The 20,328-nt window shown below is 42.7% G+C and carries 24 protein-coding genes; 17 read left to right on the forward strand and 7 right to left on the reverse strand.

The genetic code is table 11. The features are described 5' to 3' along the window. The 3 genes from dltC to AB1K91_RS07875 all read left to right on the forward strand — a co-directional run bounded on the left by dltC (position 1) and on the right by AB1K91_RS07875 (position 2,088). Entirely contained in the window at positions 1-237 is a 237-nt protein-coding gene (gene dltC / locus AB1K91_RS07865; protein WP_413089227.1) for a D-alanine--poly(phosphoribitol) ligase subunit DltC, read from the forward strand. Further along, the gene (gene dltD, locus AB1K91_RS07870) at positions 237-1,397 is read left to right on the forward strand and encodes a D-alanyl-lipoteichoic acid biosynthesis protein DltD (protein ID WP_413089228.1); all 1,161 of its coding nucleotides are present in this window, start codon (positions 237-239) and stop codon (positions 1,395-1,397) included. The genes dltC and dltD overlap by 1 nt, the downstream gene beginning before the upstream one ends. A 106-nt stretch (positions 1,398-1,503) precedes the next feature. Beyond that, complete coding sequence (locus AB1K91_RS07875; protein WP_413089229.1) at positions 1,504-2,088, forward strand: DUF2238 domain-containing protein; 585 nt, start codon at positions 1,504-1,506, stop codon at positions 2,086-2,088. 327 nt (positions 2,089-2,415) lie between these two features. On the opposite strand, the gene AB1K91_RS07880 is transcribed toward AB1K91_RS07875, so the two are convergent. The 3 genes from AB1K91_RS07880 to AB1K91_RS07890 are packed head-to-tail and all read right to left on the reverse strand — an operon-like array spanning position 2,416 to position 4,457. Next, positions 2,416-3,756 (reverse strand): ISL3 family transposase, encoded by a 1,341-nt coding sequence (locus tag AB1K91_RS07880; protein ID WP_413089230.1) that lies wholly within the window; start codon positions 3,754-3,756, stop codon positions 2,416-2,418. 42 nt (positions 3,757-3,798) lie between these two features. After that, positions 3,799-4,260 (reverse strand): DUF3278 domain-containing protein, encoded by a 462-nt coding sequence (locus AB1K91_RS07885; protein WP_413089231.1) that lies wholly within the window; start codon positions 4,258-4,260, stop codon positions 3,799-3,801. Further along, positions 4,260-4,457, reverse strand: coding sequence for a helix-turn-helix transcriptional regulator (locus tag AB1K91_RS07890; RefSeq protein ID WP_413089232.1), 198 nt, complete (start codon positions 4,455-4,457; stop codon positions 4,260-4,262). The genes AB1K91_RS07885 and AB1K91_RS07890 overlap by 1 nt, the downstream gene beginning before the upstream one ends. Positions 4,458-4,873: 416 nt before the next feature. On the opposite strand from AB1K91_RS07890, the gene AB1K91_RS07895 reads away from it, so the two are divergent. From AB1K91_RS07895 to AB1K91_RS07925, 7 genes are all read left to right on the forward strand, one after another. Further along, positions 4,874-5,368, forward strand: coding sequence for a GNAT family N-acetyltransferase (locus AB1K91_RS07895; RefSeq protein ID WP_413089233.1), 495 nt, complete (start codon positions 4,874-4,876; stop codon positions 5,366-5,368). 148 nt (positions 5,369-5,516) lie between these two features. Then, positions 5,517-6,713 carry an ornithine--oxo-acid transaminase gene (locus AB1K91_RS07900; RefSeq protein WP_413089234.1) on the forward strand — a complete coding sequence of 399 codons (1,197 nt, stop codon included), beginning with the start codon at positions 5,517-5,519 and terminating at the stop codon, positions 6,711-6,713. Between the two features lie 22 nt (positions 6,714-6,735). Beyond that, entirely contained in the window at positions 6,736-7,644 is a 909-nt protein-coding gene (locus AB1K91_RS07905) for an aldo/keto reductase (protein ID WP_413089235.1), read from the forward strand. A gap of 156 nt (positions 7,645-7,800) precedes the next feature. Next, positions 7,801-8,424 carry a TetR/AcrR family transcriptional regulator gene (locus tag AB1K91_RS07910; protein ID WP_413089236.1) on the forward strand — a complete coding sequence of 208 codons (624 nt, stop codon included), beginning with the start codon at positions 7,801-7,803 and terminating at the stop codon, positions 8,422-8,424. A 179-nt stretch (positions 8,425-8,603) separates the two neighbouring features. After that, positions 8,604-10,079 (forward strand): DHA2 family efflux MFS transporter permease subunit, encoded by a 1,476-nt coding sequence (locus tag AB1K91_RS07915; protein ID WP_413089309.1) that lies wholly within the window; start codon positions 8,604-8,606, stop codon positions 10,077-10,079. 286 nt (positions 10,080-10,365) lie between these two features. Then, on the forward strand, positions 10,366-10,860 hold the full coding sequence (locus AB1K91_RS07920) for a PH domain-containing protein (protein WP_413089237.1): 495 nt from the start codon (positions 10,366-10,368) through the stop codon (positions 10,858-10,860). After that, positions 10,860-12,368, forward strand: a complete 1,509-nt coding sequence (locus tag AB1K91_RS07925) for a PH domain-containing protein (RefSeq protein WP_413089238.1) — start codon at positions 10,860-10,862, stop codon at positions 12,366-12,368. Before AB1K91_RS07920 ends, AB1K91_RS07925 begins: the two co-directional genes overlap by 1 nt. A 34-nt stretch (positions 12,369-12,402) precedes the next feature. On the opposite strand, the gene AB1K91_RS07930 is transcribed toward AB1K91_RS07925, so the two are convergent. Then, positions 12,403-12,627, reverse strand: coding sequence for a YozQ family protein (locus AB1K91_RS07930; protein ID WP_413089239.1), 225 nt, complete (start codon positions 12,625-12,627; stop codon positions 12,403-12,405). A gap of 471 nt (positions 12,628-13,098) precedes the next feature. On the opposite strand from AB1K91_RS07930, the gene AB1K91_RS07935 reads away from it, so the two are divergent. After that, complete coding sequence (locus tag AB1K91_RS07935; RefSeq protein ID WP_413089240.1) at positions 13,099-13,611, forward strand: GNAT family N-acetyltransferase; 513 nt, start codon at positions 13,099-13,101, stop codon at positions 13,609-13,611. Here the strand turns inward: AB1K91_RS07935 and AB1K91_RS07940 are convergent. Then, on the reverse strand, positions 13,608-13,895 hold the full coding sequence (locus tag AB1K91_RS07940; RefSeq protein ID WP_093727308.1) for a hypothetical protein: 288 nt from the start codon (positions 13,893-13,895) through the stop codon (positions 13,608-13,610). The genes AB1K91_RS07935 and AB1K91_RS07940 overlap by 4 nt on opposite strands. Before the next feature lie 227 nt (positions 13,896-14,122). Between AB1K91_RS07940 and AB1K91_RS07945 the strand changes: the two genes are divergently transcribed. Continuing rightward, positions 14,123-14,335: a hypothetical protein gene (locus tag AB1K91_RS07945; RefSeq protein WP_413089241.1), complete on the forward strand. Its 213-nt coding sequence runs from the start codon at positions 14,123-14,125 to the stop codon at positions 14,333-14,335. Between the two features lie 43 nt (positions 14,336-14,378). On the opposite strand, the gene AB1K91_RS07950 is transcribed toward AB1K91_RS07945, so the two are convergent. After that, positions 14,379-16,121: a methyl-accepting chemotaxis protein gene (locus AB1K91_RS07950; protein WP_413089242.1), complete on the reverse strand. Its 1,743-nt coding sequence runs from the start codon at positions 16,119-16,121 to the stop codon at positions 14,379-14,381. A 124-nt stretch (positions 16,122-16,245) separates the two neighbouring features. Here AB1K91_RS07950 and AB1K91_RS07955 point away from each other — a divergent pair, with 124 nt between their 5' ends. From AB1K91_RS07955 to AB1K91_RS07965, 3 genes are all read left to right on the forward strand, one after another. Further along, positions 16,246-16,719 carry a VOC family protein gene (locus tag AB1K91_RS07955; RefSeq protein ID WP_413089243.1) on the forward strand — a complete coding sequence of 158 codons (474 nt, stop codon included), beginning with the start codon at positions 16,246-16,248 and terminating at the stop codon, positions 16,717-16,719. A gap of 177 nt (positions 16,720-16,896) precedes the next feature. Continuing rightward, the gene (locus tag AB1K91_RS07960; protein WP_413089244.1) at positions 16,897-17,712 is read left to right on the forward strand and encodes an N-acetylmuramoyl-L-alanine amidase; all 816 of its coding nucleotides are present in this window, start codon (positions 16,897-16,899) and stop codon (positions 17,710-17,712) included. 226 nt (positions 17,713-17,938) lie between these two features. Then, complete coding sequence (locus AB1K91_RS07965; RefSeq protein WP_413089246.1) at positions 17,939-19,027, forward strand: N-acetylmuramoyl-L-alanine amidase family protein; 1,089 nt, start codon at positions 17,939-17,941, stop codon at positions 19,025-19,027. A 40-nt stretch (positions 19,028-19,067) separates the two neighbouring features. On the opposite strand, the gene AB1K91_RS07970 is transcribed toward AB1K91_RS07965, so the two are convergent. Continuing rightward, positions 19,068-19,343, reverse strand: coding sequence for a hypothetical protein (locus AB1K91_RS07970; protein WP_413089247.1), 276 nt, complete (start codon positions 19,341-19,343; stop codon positions 19,068-19,070). A gap of 255 nt (positions 19,344-19,598) precedes the next feature. On the opposite strand from AB1K91_RS07970, the gene AB1K91_RS07975 reads away from it, so the two are divergent. Continuing rightward, positions 19,599-19,817 carry an AbrB/MazE/SpoVT family DNA-binding domain-containing protein gene (locus tag AB1K91_RS07975; protein ID WP_093727315.1) on the forward strand — a complete coding sequence of 73 codons (219 nt, stop codon included), beginning with the start codon at positions 19,599-19,601 and terminating at the stop codon, positions 19,815-19,817. A gap of 11 nt (positions 19,818-19,828) precedes the next feature. Further along, a complete protein-coding gene (locus AB1K91_RS07980) occupies positions 19,829-20,326 on the forward strand; it encodes a cation:proton antiporter regulatory subunit (RefSeq protein ID WP_093727316.1) in 498 nt (165 codons plus the stop codon). The last annotated feature ends 2 nt before the right edge of the window (positions 20,327-20,328 follow it).

Below are 20,328 nucleotides of genomic sequence, written 5' to 3' on the forward strand. Positions count from 1 at the left end.
ATGGATTTCAAAGAGAAAGTACTACAAGTTATTGCGCAAGTTTGTGAAGATGATGTCGTGAAGGAGGAGCACGATCTCGATATTTTCGAGGCAGGCTTACTTGATTCTTTTGCAACGGTCGAATTGCTTGTTCAATTTGAAGAGCAGCTTGGGATCAATGTACCGATTACGGAGTTCGACCGGGATACATGGAACACACCAAATGCGATTACCGATCGATTGAATGAGCTGAAATAATGAAGAAGAAGTATCTATTCGGACCGATCATCCTTGCATTGGTCCTGTTCGCCGGCTTTGTCTTCGTACCGGCTTCCTGGCTGGCAAAACTAGTGCCAGCCGATCGTTTGGAGCAATCGGCCATCAGTCTTGAGCCAAGTATGTTCCAAGGCACCTATTTACAGGGAGAAATGCTGGATGATCCGGATTATGTACCGATTTACGGTTCTTCAGAGCTGTCCCGCTGGGATCCTTTCCATCCATCTAATTATTTTGAAGTGAACGGCGCGGATTATACACCGTATTTGATCGGAAAAGGCGGTACCACATCGATCATCCATGATTTGAATTTCGCAACGCAGGCCGATAAGCTGAAGGGAGAACAGATGGTCATCATCGTATCGCCGCAATGGTTCGTCAAGCGCGGCACAGATGAACAGCATTTTGCGCCGAATTATTCTGCTTTGCAGGCATATCAGCTGCCATTCAATAAAGAGATAGATGAACAGGTGAAGCGGGAACTGATGCAAAGGCTTATGTCGTACGATGCGGTGAAGAATGACACGATGCTTTATCAGCTGTATGATGCTTACTTGGGTGATAAGAAGATGAAATTTAACCTGTTAACCGCGCCAGCTAAAGCTTATATATCGATGCTTGAAAAAAAGGATTTGTATTTCACATTAGTCAAAGACAAGCCAACGAATCGCCATCAGTCCGATAAAGTGAAAGATAAGACATGGGAGGATCTGCAAGCACAAGCAGATGCCTATGGTGAAAAGCGGACAAAGAACTCGAAATTCCATATTGCAACGAATGTGTATAAACATAAAAAGAATTACATCAAAGAGATGGAAGGAAAGAACAAAGGACATTCCTATGCGGAATCACCTGAGTACGACGACTTTCAGCTGATGCTGGATATCCTGAAAAAAGCCGATGCTAAGCCATTGTTTGTCATCATTCCTGTAAATGGGGAGTACTACGATTATACTGGATTTCCAAAACAAGGAAGAGAAGACTATTATAATCGAATCAAAAAACAAATCGATGATAACGGCTTTACCTATGCTGATTATTCTGGCCATGAATATGATCCGCATTTCATGCGTGACACAATTCATATCGGCTGGAAGGGCTGGGTCCATCTGGATGAGGATATGGAAAAATTCCTCCAATAAATATAGACGATTCACCAAGACGGTGAATCGTCTTTTTTTTGTTTTTGAACTAGAATCCTCTTTAACTGGTTAGACTATGGAAAAAGAGTTTTAGGAGAGATGAGGATTGAAGAAAACGATATACATCTTAAGCTTGATATTCATCTGTTTCATGCTGGTCTCCTTTGTAATAGAACTGAAAAATGGAGATACGAATTCCTGGACCAAAGGTGGTGGCAGGGTAATCATGAGTGCATTGCCGCTAGGTCTGCTATTCTTCCAGCGGGTACCGTTCCGCGTACCGCATATTCTCGGCTATTATGGGTTGCTTGTCTGCACTTTCATACTGGGAGCCATATTCCACTTTTACGATAAATACAAATGGTGGGACGTGACGCTGCATGTAGTCGGGAGCATGTATATCGCTTGGCTAGCCTTGGCTATTTATCGCTATAAGGTGCTAAGGCCAGCAGGCATCTACATTTCACGCTGGATCATATTCCTATTTGTATGCGGTATGGCAACGATCGGAAGTGCAATCTGGGAAAGTATCGAATTCATCGGCGACATGACGGTGACAAGCGTCATGCAGCGGAGCGGAAATACCGACACGATGACGGATTTGATTGCGGGGTTGCTTGGGGGAGTTATATTGGGTATCTATGCCTTGTTCCGGAATAAGCCACTTGAGGGGAAAGAGATGCGTGGCTAAGAGAGTTGCAAAAAAATGCAGCTCTCTTTTTTATTTGATGTTTATATTTCATTTGTACACTCTTCTTTGAAAGGAGAGAAAACAAATGTGGAAAAAGATAACGCGCTTATTGAAGCGTGAGCTATGGCTGCAAAGGTTGGCTGATATTTCCTGCAGAACACATTGAAACAAGGCAGGTGCTGCAAATCTGATAATAACGATTTCTCCTGAGGTTTTGTCCATTGCAGATCCTATTGAAAAACCGAAATTTAGGGAAAATCAAATTAGGTTTTGCCCTAAATTTCGGTTTATTTAAAAGGGTAATCGGAAAATAGTGTGGAAAGAGGGTTAAAAAGTACCCTCTTCCATAGCTTTAGTCAGTGCGGAAAAATCAGCACCATAGATTTCTTCATACACCCACTCATAACCAGTTTGTGACCAACTTTGGAATTGATCATGCAACATTTTACCAAAAGTAACTTCAACTTCTTTGAATTTCTTTTTCTTTTTAACTTTACGGTAGCCCTGAGTAAACAAAATCTTTGCTCTGAGGGCTTCAAAGGAGTAGCCACGACCAACATGGTTTATTGTTTTGATTAAACGATTGAGGGATTCCGTATAAGCGTTTGTAATAGGAGAATTGAAATAGTTGAATATTACTTCCTCCCAATTATTCATAGCTTTAATCAAATTTTCAAAATAAGTCATTAATTCTTTAGGAACATTTGTAACCCAATTTTGATAAAGTTTATAGGCATCGTTGATTGATTCAGCTTCATAAATGTCAAAGAATTGCTCTTTGAGTTCATAAGCCTGTCCAAGTAATGGAAAATTTTGAGTCCATACTTGTAGCTTTATCTGGTCATCAAAGTCTGTTAAGTCTTTACTCCTTGTAAGAAGCACATAACGATCCCTCATAAGTTGCCTACGTTCTTTGGCTGTAACATTTTGACGGTTAGCTTTTCGAACTTTCTCTAAGGCTTCATTAGCTAATTTAACGACATGGAATTTGTCAATTACGATTTTGGCATGTGGTATCACTGTGTTAACAGCACTTTTATAAGGATTCCACATATCCATTGCTACAAGTTCAATTTTATCAATATCTTGGAGCTTTGAAAGGTAACTCAGAACATTATCTTTGTTACGTTTTTGTAAGATTTCAATTACTGACTTGTTTTCAACATCTGTGATGACACAACGATATTTTTTAAGTAAATGGACTTCATCAATACCAAGCCATTTAGGAGTTCTAAAGTTCGTTTGTGCTTCAAGCTCTGCAACATAATCATTAAAGATATTCCGTACAGTCTTTTCATCAACACCGATCTCTTCTGCAACGCTGGTAAAAGTTTTCTCAAGACTTGCTTCTTTAATCCAATCCATTAGCCTATTAGTAACTGAACGATTGTCGTCCATTTCTGGTAGATTTTCAAAGAAGGTTCCATTACATTCCCTACATTTATAACGTTGTCGTTTGACATAAATACCGACACGTTTGGCATGCATTGGCAGGTCAAAAAATAACTGATTTTTCTTACCGTGCTTGTATAAGTTTGCGATAGTGCCACACTTTGGACAGGAAGACGGAGAATTGGATGTCGTTTCTACTAAAAACCGATAATCATTAATACTCTCGTTCATATCAATGATTTTCAGATTAGATAGATTAAGCATATTGTTTAACATATATTTTTCCTGACTCTTTCAATATTTACTAAGACAAGTGTTTTATAATAAATCTTTATTCTTTTTATAGGACTTCTTTAAGGAAATATAATCTAAGGAAAATAAGATAAAACCACCTATAACCGATAAGGCTATTAATTCAAACCATTCACTGATACTGTTAGGCGGTATAAAAATTAGGTATACAAGATTAAAAATAATGACAAATCCACATGATTTAGTAAGAATAACTTTTAATTGTCTTTTATAAGCCTGTTCCGTAGAAATGTCTGTATACTCCATACCCGAAATGATATACCTTAAAAAAACGTAACCTATAAAAAGCCATATAGCTATGAATAACGCTAATTCTAAGTCAAGTTGAAGATTCGGAACATACTTGTTAATAATGAATACACCGATTAAAAATAGTAAGAGAATAACAGACCCTTCTGATAAAAAATATAAAGCCTTTTTCTCCCGATATTCATCATCTGGTAATAAAAACGATAACCAAGATTTCATTAATTCTCTACCTCCCAAAATAAATCATCTAAAGTTTTATTAAGTTCTTTTGCTATGGCAACGCAGAGTTGAAGACTTGGATTATATTCTCCTTTCTCTATAAGTCCAATTGTCTGTCTGGTTACACCTACTCTTCTCGCTAATTGCTCTTGGGTCATTGAAGTTTTTATTCGAGTTATTTTCACATTATTTTTCATTATCCCACCCTACTCAATGTAATATATACTTTGCATATGCAATTTATATATTACATTGAGTGTGTAAAGAAGTCAAATATTTTTATTAAGGAGTTTGGTTGGTAGTAAATTTATTGCAGATGTTGTTTTTGAGTTTTCCACACGATAATCCGAATACCCATTTAAAATTACATTCGATAAGCGCAGGCAGAATACGGAGACTCCCGCGGGATGAAAACCTAGGTGAGACCCCGGATACATTAGCAGTTATAAAAAAGGAACCCAGAGTGGAACTTTAGGATGAGTCCTACTAATTTGATGTGTCAGAAACTGACTGTCAGTATGTTCTTGTTTATCTGAGGAAGAGGTTGTTGATCATATTCGTTATGTGGATGACAGCTCTTGAATGAATAAATATTTGTTTTGGTGTATTGTTAATGCAGGATAAAATCAACAATCAGCAGGAGATGAATACAACGATGTCTACATACAAAATCATTCAAAACGACCAAGATTTCGAGAAAGCGAAAGCGATGCGTGTAGCAATTTTCGTGGAAGAGCAAGGTGTGCCTTTTGAGGATGAATTCGATCGATTCGATGTGTTGGATGGTGCTTGTCAGCATATTCTCGTTTACCATGAGGGGGAAGCTGTCGGCACAGGCAGGCTGCGGTTCGTCGGGGATTTCGGAAAGCTGGAGCGGATATGTATAACAAAGGAATACCGCAAGTTTGGACTGGGCAGGGTCATTATTGAAGGCCTGGAAGAAACAGCACGCCAAGCAGGTAAAACAGCTTTCAAATTGCATGCGCAAGTGCAAGCGAGCGGATTTTACAAGAAATTGGGATATACAGAAGCTTCCGATATATTTGATGAGGATGGTATTCCTCATATCATCATGGAAAAGAAGGAAAGTGTGACAGCAGGAATATAATGGTTAAAAATCGCCGGGTTTCACAGCCGGGCGTTTTTTTATATTTCTTGTTGAAACGCTTCCAATCATCTGTTGCTTTGTTAGAATGAAAATATAATGATTGCGCTGCATCAGGGGCGCCAAACGAACCTGGAAAGGGGCAGTTGGGATGAGGACTACAGATGCACAGGATTTGATGCAATTGACAAGGCTTTATGGGGCGAATAATTATCATCCGCTACCGATCGTCATAGCAAAAGCTGAGGGGGTGTGGGTAGAGGATACCGCGGGTAAGCGGTATATGGATATGCTCAGTGCTTATTCGGCGGTGAATCAGGGGCATCGGCATCCGAAAATCATCGATGCGCTTATCGAACAGGCCCAGAAAGTCACGCTCACATCCCGCGCTTTTCATAACGATCAGCTGGGTTTATGGTATGAAAAAGTTGCTGCTTTGACTGGCAAGGATATGATCCTGCCGATGAACACCGGTGCTGAAGCTGTGGAGACGGCTTTTAAAGCAGCCAGGCGCTGGGGATATGACGTAAAAGGGATTGCTGATGATCAAGCGGAGATCATTGTATGCGGTGGAAACTTCCACGGCAGGACAATGACTGCGGTCTCGCTTTCGTCGGAAGCGGAATATCGCCGCGGATTCGGTCCAATGATTCCAGGTATCAAGGTTATTCCTTATGGTGATTTGGAGGCTCTGAAAACCGCAATCTCACCGAGTACGGCTGCCTTCCTGTTGGAACCGATCCAAGGGGAAGCAGGTATCATCATCCCGCCAGAAGGGTATCTAAAAGCAGCATCTGAATTATGTAAGCAGGAGAATGTCCTATTCATCGCCGATGAGATTCAAGTCGGGTTAGGGCGTACAGGTAAACCGTTCGCTTGTGATTGGGAAGGTGTATCGCCGGATCTTTATATCTTAGGCAAGGCATTAGGCGGCGGAGTATTCCCGATTTCTTGTGTTGCCGGCGATAAGGAAATATTGAGCGTTTTCGATCCTGGTTCACATGGTTCCACATTCGGGGGAAATCCACTAGCTTGTGCCGTCTCGATTGCAGCGCTGGAAGTACTTGAGGAAGAGGGTCTAGCGAGCAGGTCCCATCGACTCGGAACATATTTATTGAAAGAACTGCAAAAGCTGACCTCCCCTAAAATCAAGGAAATTAGGGGAAAGGGATTGTTTGTCGGCATTGAATTGACCGAGGCTGCAAGGCCATATTGTGAAAAGTTGAAGGAACTGGGTGTGCTTTGCAAAGAGACACACGACACTGTCATCCGGATCGCTCCGCCTTTGATCATCACAGAAGAAGAACTGGAATGGGCAATGGAAAGATTGAAGCAGATATTGCAGTGAAATGAAAAGGGGAGAAAAATAGATGAAGCTAGGTACAAGTGGATTGGATACAACTCCAATTGCCCTCGGCTGCATGAGGATGAAAGATTTGAACAAGCAGGAAGCTGTCAAAGTCATCGATACAAGCGTTGAAGCTGGCATCAATTTATTTGATCATGCGGACATATATGGCGCGGGAGCATCTGAGGAAGTTTTCGCCGAAGCTTTAAATGAGAGTGCAGTGAGACGAGAAGATATCATTCTCCAATCCAAATGCGGCATTCGCCATGGTTTCTTCGATTTTTCAAAGGAACATATTGTGTCCAGTGTCGAAGGTATACTGAAAAGACTGCGGACTGATTATCTGGATATCCTGCTTTTGCATCGGCCGGATGCGCTGATGGAGCCGGAAGAAGTAGCAGAGGCCTTTCGCGAACTGAAAGAAAGCGGAAAGGTAGGAAACTTCGGTGTAAGCAACCATCACCCTTACCAAATCGAGCTGTTGAAGCAGTATGTAAAAGAGGACCTGATCATCAACCAGCTGCAATTCAGTCTGATGCATACGCCACTGATTGACGCTGGATTGAATGTGAATATGCAGAACAGGGAGTCCGTTGTGCGTGACAGCGGTCTGTTGCCGTATAGTCGGCTGAACAATATGACAGTCCAGGCATGGTCTCCTTTTCAATTCGGTATGATTGAAGGAGTATTTGTCGATCACCCTGATTTCCCAGAAGTAAATGCGGCACTACAGGAATTGGCCGAACAGTATGGTGTAAGCAAATCCGCAATTGCGGTTGCCTGGATCCTGCGCCACCCTGCCAACATCCAAGCTGTCGTCGGTTCGATGAATCCGGAACGGATCCAGTCTATCTGTAAGGCACAAGATATTAAATTGACAAGGGAAGAGTGGTATAAATTGTACAGGGCAGCTGGCAACAATGTACCTTGATTCCATAATATTTTCGGAAGCGAATTGTCAGATTGGCAATTCGCTTCTTCATGGAAGCAACTAATGAGATGTTCTTGACATGTGACACAGTGTCACATATAATCTATTTATCATTGATTGTGACACTGTGTCATATGTTTAGGCAGGAGTGAAGTTATGCCAAAGCAAACCTTTCTTTCTTTGCCGGAGGATAAAAGGAATACATTGATTCAAGCCGCTAAGAAAGAATTTTCAAGGGTCCCGCTTCATGAAGCGTCCATTGCCAACATCATCAAAGACGCGGGAATTCCGAGAGGCAGCTTTTATCAGTATTTCGAGGACAAAGAAGACCTATACTATTTTCTGCTGAATCAACTCGCGCAAGAGAACAATAAGAAGATGATAGCTATTCTTCAGGAGAAGAAAGGGAACTTATTTGAGTCCTTGGTGGAACAGTTCCGCTATATGATTTCCCTGCGTAATGATGAGGAGCATAAAGATTTCTTCAGATATGCTTTCCTGAATATGAACCATAGGAAAGAAAATACTATGGCTAATAACATATATAAAGAGAGTCTGAAAAATGAGCGCTCCCAAACACTTGAATTGGTGGATATTTCATATCTGAATATCGAAGACAAGCAGGAACTTTCGCATGTCATCAGGATTGTCGGAGCAATCACTTTTCATAATCTTGTTCAGGTATTCGTTCACGATCTCACGGATGAAGAAGCCATCTCCAATTATGAAACACAGATCAGTTTGGTAAAAAAAGGACTGCAGAAAGAAGGGGTCGACTGATGTACAATTCTGTAATCAAAAAAAGCGATGATTTCATGAAGAAGCTGGTAGAAGCATTGCAAAAACAAGGAATCAACGCAACCATTTGTAAACGGCCGCTTCTACAGCATTAAAATTGAATAAAGGGAGATAGAAATTTGAACACAGAAGCAACACAACCCAGAAAAACGCCATATTTGATGCTGGCTATTTTATTTGTCGGAGCATTTGTCTCCTTTTTGAATAACTCGTTGTTGAATGTCGCCCTGCCATCTATCATGGTTGACTTGAAAATCGAGGATTATTCAACAGTTCAATGGCTTGCAACAGGCTATATGCTTGTCAGCGGGGTACTGATTCCAGCCTCCGCCTTTTTAGTTACACGGTTTTCAAACCGCATGCTGTTCATCACAGCGATGATCATCTTTACATTAGGTACTGCTTTGGCAGCTTTTGCTCCGAATTTTGGTCTATTGCTGACTGGTCGTATGGTCCAAGCGGCAGGTTCATCTGTAATGGGACCTTTGCTGATGAACATCATGCTCGTTAGTTTCCCGCGTGAAAAACGTGGAACGGCCATGGGTATCTTCGGGTTGGTAATGATTACGGCTCCAGCTATCGGTCCTACGTTATCCGGTTACATTGTGGAGTACTATGATTGGCGTTTATTGTTTGAAATGATCCTTCCATTGGCAGTGATCAGTTTGTTGCTGGCTGTCTGGAAGCTTAAGAATGTCATGCAGCAAAATACGGAGGCAACGCTTGATTATCTTTCCGTTGTACTATCGTCCATCGGATTCGGCGGATTGCTTTATGGATTCAGCTCTGCAAGTTCCGACGGTTGGACAGATCCAATCGTATTGACTACCTTGATTGTCGGAGCGATTGCTTTGATTATCTTTGTCATCCGTCAGTTGCGCATGGAGAAACCACTATTGGACTTGCGCGTGTATAAGTATCCGATGTTCGCGCTCGGTTCCATCATCTCCATCGTAAACGCAGTGGCAATGTTCTCAGGTATGATTCTGACACCAGCTTATGTGCAGAATGTACGCGGAATTTCCCCGTTGGATTCCGGTTTGATGATGCTGCCAGGTGCCATCATCATGGGTGTCATGTCACCTATCACTGGCCGACTGTTCGATAAGTTCGGTCCGCGCATTCTGGCGGCAGTCGGTTTGACGATCACAGCAGTTTCAACTTATATGCTCGCTCATCTGCAGCTGGATTCCAGTTATGCATATATCATCTTCATCTACACGTTACGGATGTTCGGTATGTCCATGGTTATGATGCCGATCATGACTAACGGTCTGAACCAATTGCCAACTGTGTTGAACCCACATGGTACGGCGGTGAATAATACAGCGCAGCAAGTATCTGGTTCAATTGGGACAGCCGTTCTCGTTACGATCATGAACTCTTCTACTAAAAATGAAGCGGAGAGCTTGATGGCAGGAGTGGATCCAACGACACTGACAGAAGCAGCAACTGCACTAATGACGCAGAAGGCGCTATTGACTGGAATCCATACTTCCTTCTATGTAGCGTTGGGAATCAATATTGTTGCATTGGTACTCGCACTGTTCGTAAAACGTGTGGACACAAGCAGTGATGCTGTAAGAAAAATTGAAAAGCAAGATATCGGTCAGGTGAAGCCTGAGCCTGCAAAATAAGAGAATGGATCCGGTCTTACCGGGTCCATTCTTTTTTGTGGATAATATTCCATTATTTCGCAAAGCTGCAGTCCACTGTGCAGTTGACCTATGGAAGATGGTACCAATCGGTACTGTTATTGAAAACTTCTTCACTTTCATAACTTTCAGCCCTCTTTTTCATGAATTTTTTACCAAAAATTATATTGATTGCCTTTTGGGTGTGGTGTACTATTTCATTAGTACAATTTTGGAACCTATTTCTATTTGGTTTCGTAAAGGAAAGAAGAGAAAGGGGAGAAAACCGATGCAAACACAAGTAAAAGAACCTCAACATAAATTGCCGAAAGAATCATTGCGTGTCGAAGTGATAGGTGATGTTATTTTTGATGTGGTGGTGCTTTTGATTTTTGTTGTTTTATTTGGCTTGGATTTTTATTTTGACTGGCCATCCTGGATCGGGTTCGTGCTTATGGTCTTGCTTATCGTCTCCATTCCATTTGGGTTCATTGGTTATTTCACGACTGTTATCAACCACCGCAACTGGCGCTATGACATGGATGAGGAATATGTTCAGCTGAGGCAGGGAGCATGGTTCCAGAAGGATCAGCTGATTCCCATGACGAAGATCCAATCCGTCGAAACGAAGCAAGGACCATTATTAAGAAAATATAAACTCCGGGAAGTCGAGATTGAGACAATGGCAGGCGAATACAGCATCCCGGGTTTGCCGGAAAAAGAGGCTTATGCATTAAGGAATGAAATCGCGGCATATGCCAAGGCAAAGGAAGAGGATGACTGATGGAGACAAGACGTTATCATCCGGCTATTATGCTGTTTGGCATTGCCAAAGCAATCAGGAATTGGATTGTGCCTCTCATAATCGTCACTATCTTCAATAATGCCGATAATTGGTGGGGGACATATGCAAAATACATCGTTTTGGCCATCATACTGCTGTCCATTGTGAGTGATATTCTAACGTGGTTTACAGAAAAATACGCAGCTGATGAGCACGCGTTTCATTTATATAGCGGCATCTTTTCAAAAACAAGCCGCACTGTTCCTTTCGAAAAAGTTCAAAATATAACTAAACATACGAATCTCCTGCATCGGCTGCTTCGATTGACTGCGATAAAATTCGAGACAGGATCGAAGGAAAAAGCTGTGGAATTTAAGGTGCTCACGAAAGAGGAGGCCTCCCGGCTGGAACAGCTGACCAAAACAGACAGACAGGACCAAGCTGACAAACGGCAGCATGCTGAGAGCGAAGAAGATGATATGGTACGGGATGATACTGTATCAGAGCAGACTGTCTCTATTGCTCAGGAACGAACTGTTCATTTCAAGCCGACAAAGAAGGAACTGATCAAGGCGTCATTTACTTCTTTCAGTTTTTTGCTCGTTCCGCCACTTTTGGTATCTTTTGTACTAAAATTTGATATTTTCTTTGAATGGAGCGATGTGCGTCAGTATTTGCCATTGTTGAAGATCTGGTGGATCACAACGCTTGGTCTAATCGGAATCATTGTAGCGTCCCTTTTGATCGGGATGTGGCGTATATTGCAAAAGTACGGCAACTATGAACTGGCATCAGATGCAGTCAATATTTACATCCAGACAGGGTTGGTAAGCGAATCGTCCTTTTCGATTCGTAAAGACCGCGTGCAAGGAATTGAGATTAGCCAGCCGATTTTACACCGTCTGCTCGGGTTGGCAAAGGTGAAGCTGATCAGTACAGGTTCACTGGATATTAGCGAGGAGACAGAAACGATCAATTCACTTTATCCATATTTCTCATTGAAACAGGCACAGCAATTGATTGCTGCAATACTACCCGAGTATGAAGTGAAGTTCTCCATGCATAAATTGCAGCAGAAAGTATTGTTTTACCGTCTGCTTCAGCCGAGTTTCATCTGGCTGGCCGTCACCATCACTATGTATTTTTGGCGTCCGGAAGTGTTTGGTTATCAGATATCGTGGTGGATTGTGTCTATCATTGCATTGATCATGATTGAAGGCTATCGCTATTTGAATTTTAAACATTCCGGATACTTGGTGAGTGAGAGATTTTTCCAGATGAAAACGGGAGCTTTTACGACAACACTTTTTGTGACAAAAAGAAATAAGATGATTGAGATTTCCAGGACTCAAAATCCGCTGCAGCGTTGGCTGGGATTGGCAACAATCGAGTCCATCAACCGGGCAAAACCGGTGCTGCATAATAAAATGAAAGATATACCGGTCAGGGAAGCAGAGCGTTTTTATGTTTGGTTTCACCAGCGGACAAATGATGTCCGGAGGCATTAAAGAAAAGACAGCTCGTATAGAGCTGTCTTTTCATTCAATACCCTTCGCGGGGAATTTCCCTTCCTTTGTCGTTCTTCAGGGAACCATCCTTTTCCACATTATCTATCTTCCCATCTACAGTACCCTCTGTATACGTATCCGTTACTTGCTCATGGGTAATCGAGATCCCCTTATCGACTGGATTTGATGAATTATAATCTTGTGCATCGTACATCTTTTCAGCTACTTCATTTGCAGCTTTTTGCTTTGATTTATCCAACTTGTATTCCTCCTTCCAGTTATTCATTAGTTTCCCGAAATGGAGGGAAAATATGTTTGGCATTTTGAATGGTTATCATTCTTGTTTATATCATGCAAAGGTCCTGTCTGATAACAGAAACGTTTATTTACGGGTTTTTATGGGAAACCTTGAAGTAAGAGAGAGCATAGTGCAGAAATTTGACAAAACAAAATCCTTTACTGTGTAAACGCTTTCATTATAGAATGTATGTAAGCAAAAGGAAAGTTGCTCTGCATCCTCATGAAAGAAGGAGTGGACAAGGAATGAAGAAAAATGAAAACAATTTTTTCGTAGGATTACTATATGGTACAGGTTTAAGCATACCGCTTTGGGTGACATTCTTTGCAGTTGTGAAGGGGATTTCCGAAGCAGTATCTTAAAAATAAAGAGGCGTCGGCTATGGCCGGCGCTTTTTTTCGTATATACTAGTAGAAAAAAGGACGTTTTAAAATGCAGGATTTCGAATCTGTTTATAAATTGATGGAGTGTTCATTCCCTCCTGAGGAGCATCGTGGTTTCACGGAGCAAAAAGCACTTTTGAACAGGGAAGATTATCTTATCCAAACTTATGAAGAAGACGGTCGAGTGGCAGCATTTTGTGCGATCTATTCACTGCCGGAATTTTCATTCATCGAACATATTGCAGTTGACGAAGCCTTTCAGGGGCGGGGCATGGGCAGTAAAATCATGAGAGAAATCATGGCCATTTCAGATAAGCCGATCGTACTTGAGGTGGAACCTCCAGCTGAATCCGAGGTTGCTGCCCGTCGCGTGAGCTTCTATGAGAGGCTTGGTTTTCACCTGCACGACTATCCATATGAACAGCCGCCCCTGAGACCGGGAGCGGCACCTCTTCCTTTGCAGCTTATGAGTTATCCTCGAACCTATGATGCCGAAGCGTTCGATAGCATCAAACAGATGATTCTGCACCATGTTTATGGTGAACGCCATCTATACCGTTAACGATAATCATGCTTGTCTCTCCGATAAGCGCGAAAAGCGGTTCGCAGGGCTGCATAACTTCCGATGGCTGCATAGCCATAAAAATACCCCATGAAGATTGCTGCAATCAGATTGTGGGGATGGCTGAAAAAAATGGACAGGATCAATCCGCTCAGTAACGCAATCGTAGGTGTATACTTGCCGGGCAGCGGCAGGAGATGCTTCACGATTTGGGTAAAAATAAGAACGATGGGCACACCAAGCACGGCATCCCAGAAGTTCGTCATGATCATAGGAAATTCCAACGTCCTTACCTCCTTTGTATAACGTATGCGGGGCTGTCCAAACTTATTAAGGTTGGAGGGCATTTTCCTTATAAGCAGAAATACCGTGTAGAGAGCGGGTGGGCAGGGGAAACAGATTATTAAGAAAACTAGCAATATAGCAGATGAGAATCTTTACGATTGACGTGCATATATGGGATGGTGTATAGTGTACGTACACTAGATATTGTGTTACGGAGGCCGGTAATATGCAAAGATACTTATTTGAATACAAAATCCTGCCAACTGGTGAAACAAGTGAATTCAGCTATGTTGCTGCTTCTGAAGAAGAAGCACGCCAGTCCATCCAGGAACGTGTGGCAGATTTGGAATTCGTGGAACCAGAAGAAGTCGAAATCGGCAGCTTGCTTCGTACATTGGATGCGAGCAAACATTATTACGAATGTGAAGGCTGTACCTGATAAAAAAGCGACCCAGGGCTTATGCTCCTTGGGTCGCTTTTTTCTATAACTTGAATACAGCAATCGATTCATTCAGCTGACGGCTTATATGCGTCAGTTCTTCTGCGGATGTTGCGATATTGGCAACCGCTTGAATTTGATCGGCGATCGAGGCTGCAATCTCTTCGACACTGGCAGCTGTTTCTTCTGACACACTGGATGCGTTCTGAATGCTATCTGTAATATCATTTGTCTGTGCAGTGACCTGCTTTATTTCCTCGATTAGTCTGCTGCCAGCATTTTTCGTAGCTTCGGCAGCTGCTTCGATAGCTGCGAACTCAGCGGCTGTGGCAACGACGGAGTGGTTCAGCTGTTCTGCCTGCTGTTTATTCGATTCGATTCGAACTACATTTTCCGCGGCTTCTTTTGTGATGGAGCTGATCATCTGCTGGATTTCCTTGGTGGCAGCATTGGACTGATCAGCTAGCTTTCGAACCTCGCTCGCAACAACGGCAAAGCCTTTGCCGTGTTCTCCAGCTCGTGCTGCTTCGATGCTCGCATTAAGGGCAAGCAGGTTCGTCTCTTCGGTAATATTCTCGATGACATCCGTAATATGGACGATTTGCTGCAAATTCTTATCCAGTTCCTTCATTCCGACAGATATAGCTTCTACCGATTGCATCGCGGCATTATTAGCCGAAGTCAAGTCATGCATCATATCGCTGCCTTTGGTTGTCGCTTCACTTGTTTGAAGTGCGGCTTGAGCGATTGCATCACTTTGTGCGGTCATTGTCCTGATGGAATCATTGAATTTACTCAAATGATATGTCGTCGTTTCCAAATCGGACGCTTGAGAGCTTGCACCTGTGGCAATGTCATCCACTGCCACACCGACCTGCTCACTGCTTGCGGATGTTTCTTCACTTACCGCAGAAAGCTCGGATGCCGCATCGGATACTTTATCGCTGGATTGGATGATGCTTTCAACTAAATTCCGTAACTCTCCAGACATCTTTATGAAAGCTCTGCTCAGGACACCTATCTCATCCTTTGTTTCTTTTAAATCTTGTTCTCTGAAATCACCGCTAGCAAGCTGCGCTGCAGCATCTGTCACTGCTTTTAACTGTTGCAGCTTCGGACGGATCAAGAAATAGAAGAGAATGAGGGTAAGTATTGTAATGCCTGCTGTTATACCGATTATAATCCATTTTACTTTTATCAAATCACCATAGAACAAATCGGTGTACACAGTAATACCGACGGTCCAATTCCAGGGCTGGAAGTAGTTCACATAAGCCATCTTCTCCCTGACTTCGCCCGTTTTTTCATCGATATCATCGTAGCTCATGAAACTATCATTATCATCCATTGATTGTGCTAATACTATCAAGTTTTCCCGGTTTTTCTTTATGCTGTCGTTTCCTGGCGGCGAACCAATCTCCTCGGATGGGTGGAGCACCATATTCGCCTGGTCGTCATAAGCGATGATATAGCCGGCGCCATTTTTATAATTGAAATTTGATTCCGATAAATCATATGCGCCATCCACAATCGGACCGTTCAAAATGGTACGGGCTTCTTCCTGTGCTTCTTCCAAAGTCATCTCCCCGTTTTCCACACGCTCATTCAACAGCACCAGAACGCTTGTTGCACTGTGCGCCATGTGTTGCAGGTCCATCTTACCAGCATTGATCAGTTCATTTTTAGCTGTCAGATAGCTGATGGTTCCGACAGCTGCGCCACAGATGATCGTGATCGCTGCAACTATGATCATTAACCTTGCTGCTAAGCTATTTCTCTTTTTCATAGTAAATCCCCCTCTGAACATAGATCTGTTCACCTATATAATCGGTGTTTGAAAACGTTTATGAAGTGAAAAAGAAGAAGGATATAAAATTTTTGTATATTTTAATCAGGGAGGTAGAGAGAAGATGACAGCGATTACGCATATCGGCATGACCGTTTCCAATTTGGATGCTGCAATCAATTGGTATAAGGAGGCACTAGGCTTCCAGATAATTGCCGGCCCTTTTGATATGAAAACGGAGGAAGGCGATATGACACGCGATTTGCAAGGTAATCAAGTGAAGCATATGCGAAATGTCCATATGAGTGCGGCTAATCAAGTTGGTATTGAATTATTTGAGTTCATCATTCCGGAAACCAAAGGGGAGATTGTGAAGAAACCTTGGGAACCAGGAATATTCCACTTATGTGTTGTGGCAGAAGCTGGTGATGTACATGGGCTGGCAAAAAAAATAGAAAAAACCGGCGGGAAAATCATCAGCCAAATATGGCCGCTGGATGAAGAGAAAGCATATTATCTCGTTTATTGTCAGGATCCGTTTGGAAACATCATTGAAGTTTATTCACATAGTACAGAACAGATATATGCGAATCGTTAAGCTTTCTTTGGCAGTTTTGTAATGGGAAGAAGGTTATGCGGCAGTGCCCATGTCTGGAAAAACAAGTCTGTTCGCTAGAACGTCCGCACTCTTTACCGGTTTGGGTCTATCTGTCAATCATGCATGTCCCCTATAATTGTGACAACATCTGATTATTGTCAGCAGAGGAGGACATGCATGAATAAGAAACGACATTTATTGATAGGGGTACTGATCCTTTTCGGCGTATTCATCCTGCTCTATCCATCGACTAGTTTTGCCCAAAGCGGAACTGTAAATGTCGATACCACCTTGAATGTTCGTGCCGAGCCGTCAACCTCGTCTTCCGTCATCGGCAGTCTCTATCCAGGTGATACCGTTGATCTGGAGGAGGTTGCAGGCAACTGGGGCAAAATTACATATAAAGGACAGACAGGATATGTAAGCATGACTTACATACAAACCGAAACAGGCGCTTTTGAAGGAAAGACAATTGTGATTGATGCCGGGCACGGCGGCAAGGACAGCGGAGCTGTAGCAAATGGGGTGCTTGAGAAGAATGTCGTTTTGCCTATTGCGCAAAAAACAGAAGAAAAGCTCAAGGCACAAGGTGCTGATGTGATCATGACAAGATCCGCCGATACCTTCGTTGAGTTGGAAGATCGTGCTGCCAAGGCGAATGCAGCTGGAGCCGATGTATTCGTCAGTATCCACGCGAATGCCTCCTCGGCCACATCTGCAAACGGTACAGAGGTGTACTATTATCCTGGATCATCCAGCGGCCAATCACTGGCTTCCAGTGTACAAGATAGTCTTGTGAACCAGCTTGGGTCAAGTGATCGAGGCATCAAGAGTGCCGATTTCAATGTACTTCGAAACACAAGCATGCCAGCGGTGCTTGCAGAAATCGGATTTGTCACGAATGCAGCTGAAGCGGAGAAGCTGGCTTCGGGTGCATATCAAGACAAAGCGGCAACGGGACTTGTGCAAGGAGTAAGTGAATATACGGAATAATCTATTCCTTTACTCTCGAAGTGAGGCAATGAGGCAGTGAATCTAGTATTTGCTGCCTTTTTGTTTCTAAAAACTTGTTCAAGTTGAAAGGGGAAAGGGCAGTATTCTCAAGGATTAGCGGAATTGTTAATTAAATGGCAAGACTATTAGACTATTAATTGGCAACATATTCATCTATAATGGATGCGAATCTACAAAATTCTACAAAAAACGGAAGGGGAATCGTATGCTAGAAAAACATCTGAAGCATCGCGCGCTGTTGGTCTTCCTTATTGCACTTATAGCAGTTGTTGCATTCTTACCAGTAACGAGTTATGCGGAAAGCGGAACAATAGATGTATCGACATCTCTCAATGTAAGGGCAGAGCCTGCAGATGATGCTGAAGTAATCGGCAAACTCCAAGGCGGGCAAGCTGTAGAAATCAAGGAAGTAAGTCATGATTGGGGTAAAATAGATTATTACGGACAAGAAGGATACATAAGTATGGTATTTGTCAGCGGTGTCCAAGACACAGGTGCGGCAGAAACTGATGTGCAGCAAACATCCCAGAGTGCTGATACAACAGAAGGCTATGTCCAGGTTGCAACATCATTGAATGTCCGTTCAACTCCGGATATGTCAGCAGATGTTGTCGACAGTCTATATAACGGGGATGCTGTCTCCATTCTTTCAATCGAAAATAACTGGGCGCAGATAGAGCATAATGGTACAACTGGTTATGTGAGCATGGATTATATTACGACAACCGAGAGTCAAGCATCTTATAATCTTTCGCCGTTAAAGGGGAAAACAATTGTGATCGATGCAGGTCATGGCGGGAAGGATAGCGGAGCGATTGGAGATTACTTCTATGAAAAATCAGTCGTCCTATCCATTGCATTGAAAGCACAAGTACAGCTTGAGAACTTGGGAGCGAATGTGATCATGACGCGTGATGATGATACATTCGTTGCGCTGGAAACCAGGGCGGCTATGTCAAATGCGGCGAATGCATCCATGTTCGTCAGTATCCACCTGAACGCTACTTCGGAAGAATTCGTCAATGGAACGGAAGTATACTATTACCCTGATGGCGATACAAGTGTCAAGCTTGCTTCGACTGTACAAGAGAACCTGACATCCCAGCTAGGATCGGTAGACCGGGGAACGCAGGCTGCTGACTTCAGTGTCCTGCGCAACACCAATTCACCGGCAGTACTAGCCGAGATAGGTTATATCACCAACTCTGCTGAAGCAGCCAACTTGGCGACTGACAGTTATCAGGAACAAGCAGCTTCAGGAATCGTCAAAGGTCTCGAGAAATACTATCAATAAAACAATATGAAACGATGCGGAAGTTTTACCGCATCGTTTTTTATTTTGTCCATTCGACATCTGCTACGTAATAGGAAGCATCGTCCATCAGCTCTTTATACATCTCGATATAGATTTGATTGATCTCCTGACCATTTTTATCTATGATGTTGCGCCAATCCTGTCGAATCAGCCCTTTATTGGCGAAAGAGGTCTTCTTGGAATAGAGTCGATGTGCATCCGGGATCATTTCCTTCACATAATCGGAAATGCTCCGCTCCAGCATATGCCGGACAACTGCTTCCTTACCTGCAGTGTATGCGTACCGAAATTGCATCTTGGTGTTCGTCCTCCTGCTATCACTCTATCGATTAGAACGTTTGTTCTTATTTATTATAAAGTAATCAAGGCAGTTTGACTAGTGTGAATCGGTAAAGAAACTCCTGCTTATTTGTGACAAAACATTGAACGGAATTAGCAGAAAATCACTGGAAATGAAAGCGCAGCCTTTGCATCGATATTGGGTATGTAGTAAAATTAGTTTGTAAGGAAAGTAAAGAAAGTAAGGAAAACTTGAAAGAAGGGCGAAATCATGGAATTAGCAAAGCTTAGTTCAAAAGGGCAGATCACCGTTCCGAAACATATCCGGGATGTACTGGACGTCAAGGAAGGGGAGCATGTCGCATTCGTTGAAGAAGGCGGAATCGTGTTCATGGCGAAGGCGGATCTTGATTCGATTCATGATCTGCAGGAAATACTAAGTGATAGTAAGTTCAAGGAAGTCGTCCGGAAAGCAAAACAATTGAAATAGGAGGTATCACTATGAATATCCGAGAATCAGATCTACCGGGAATCGGAAGAAAGTTCGAACTTATGACGGAAAATGATGATAAAGTTGTCGTAATCATCCACGATGATGGTCGTCGGGAAGTTTATCATTACGATGATGAGGATTTGGATGAAAGCATCTCTGGTGTAACATTCACCGATTCCGAGGCAAGACAGCTCGCTTCCATCATCGGCGGAATGACGTATAAGCCAAAAGCAGTGGAAACAATCGAAGTCGCTTTCGATGACCTTGTGATCGAATGGTATAAGCTTGGCCCGAGTGCGCCGATTATCGGAAAGAGCATTGGTGAAATCGGTATCCGTCAGAACTATAATATCAACATCATCGGGATCATTCGTAAAGATCATTCCAAGCAGTTGAATCCTGGTGTCGATTCGATATTCAAAAGTGGTGACACAATCGTCATTTCTGGTGAGCGTGCAGATATAAAACGCGCCAACAGTGAATTATTTTTGAAAGAAAGGGGATAGGC

Source organism: Terribacillus jepli, assembly GCF_047228925.1.
Taxonomy (GTDB): domain Bacteria; phylum Bacillota; class Bacilli; order Bacillales; family Amphibacillaceae; genus Terribacillus.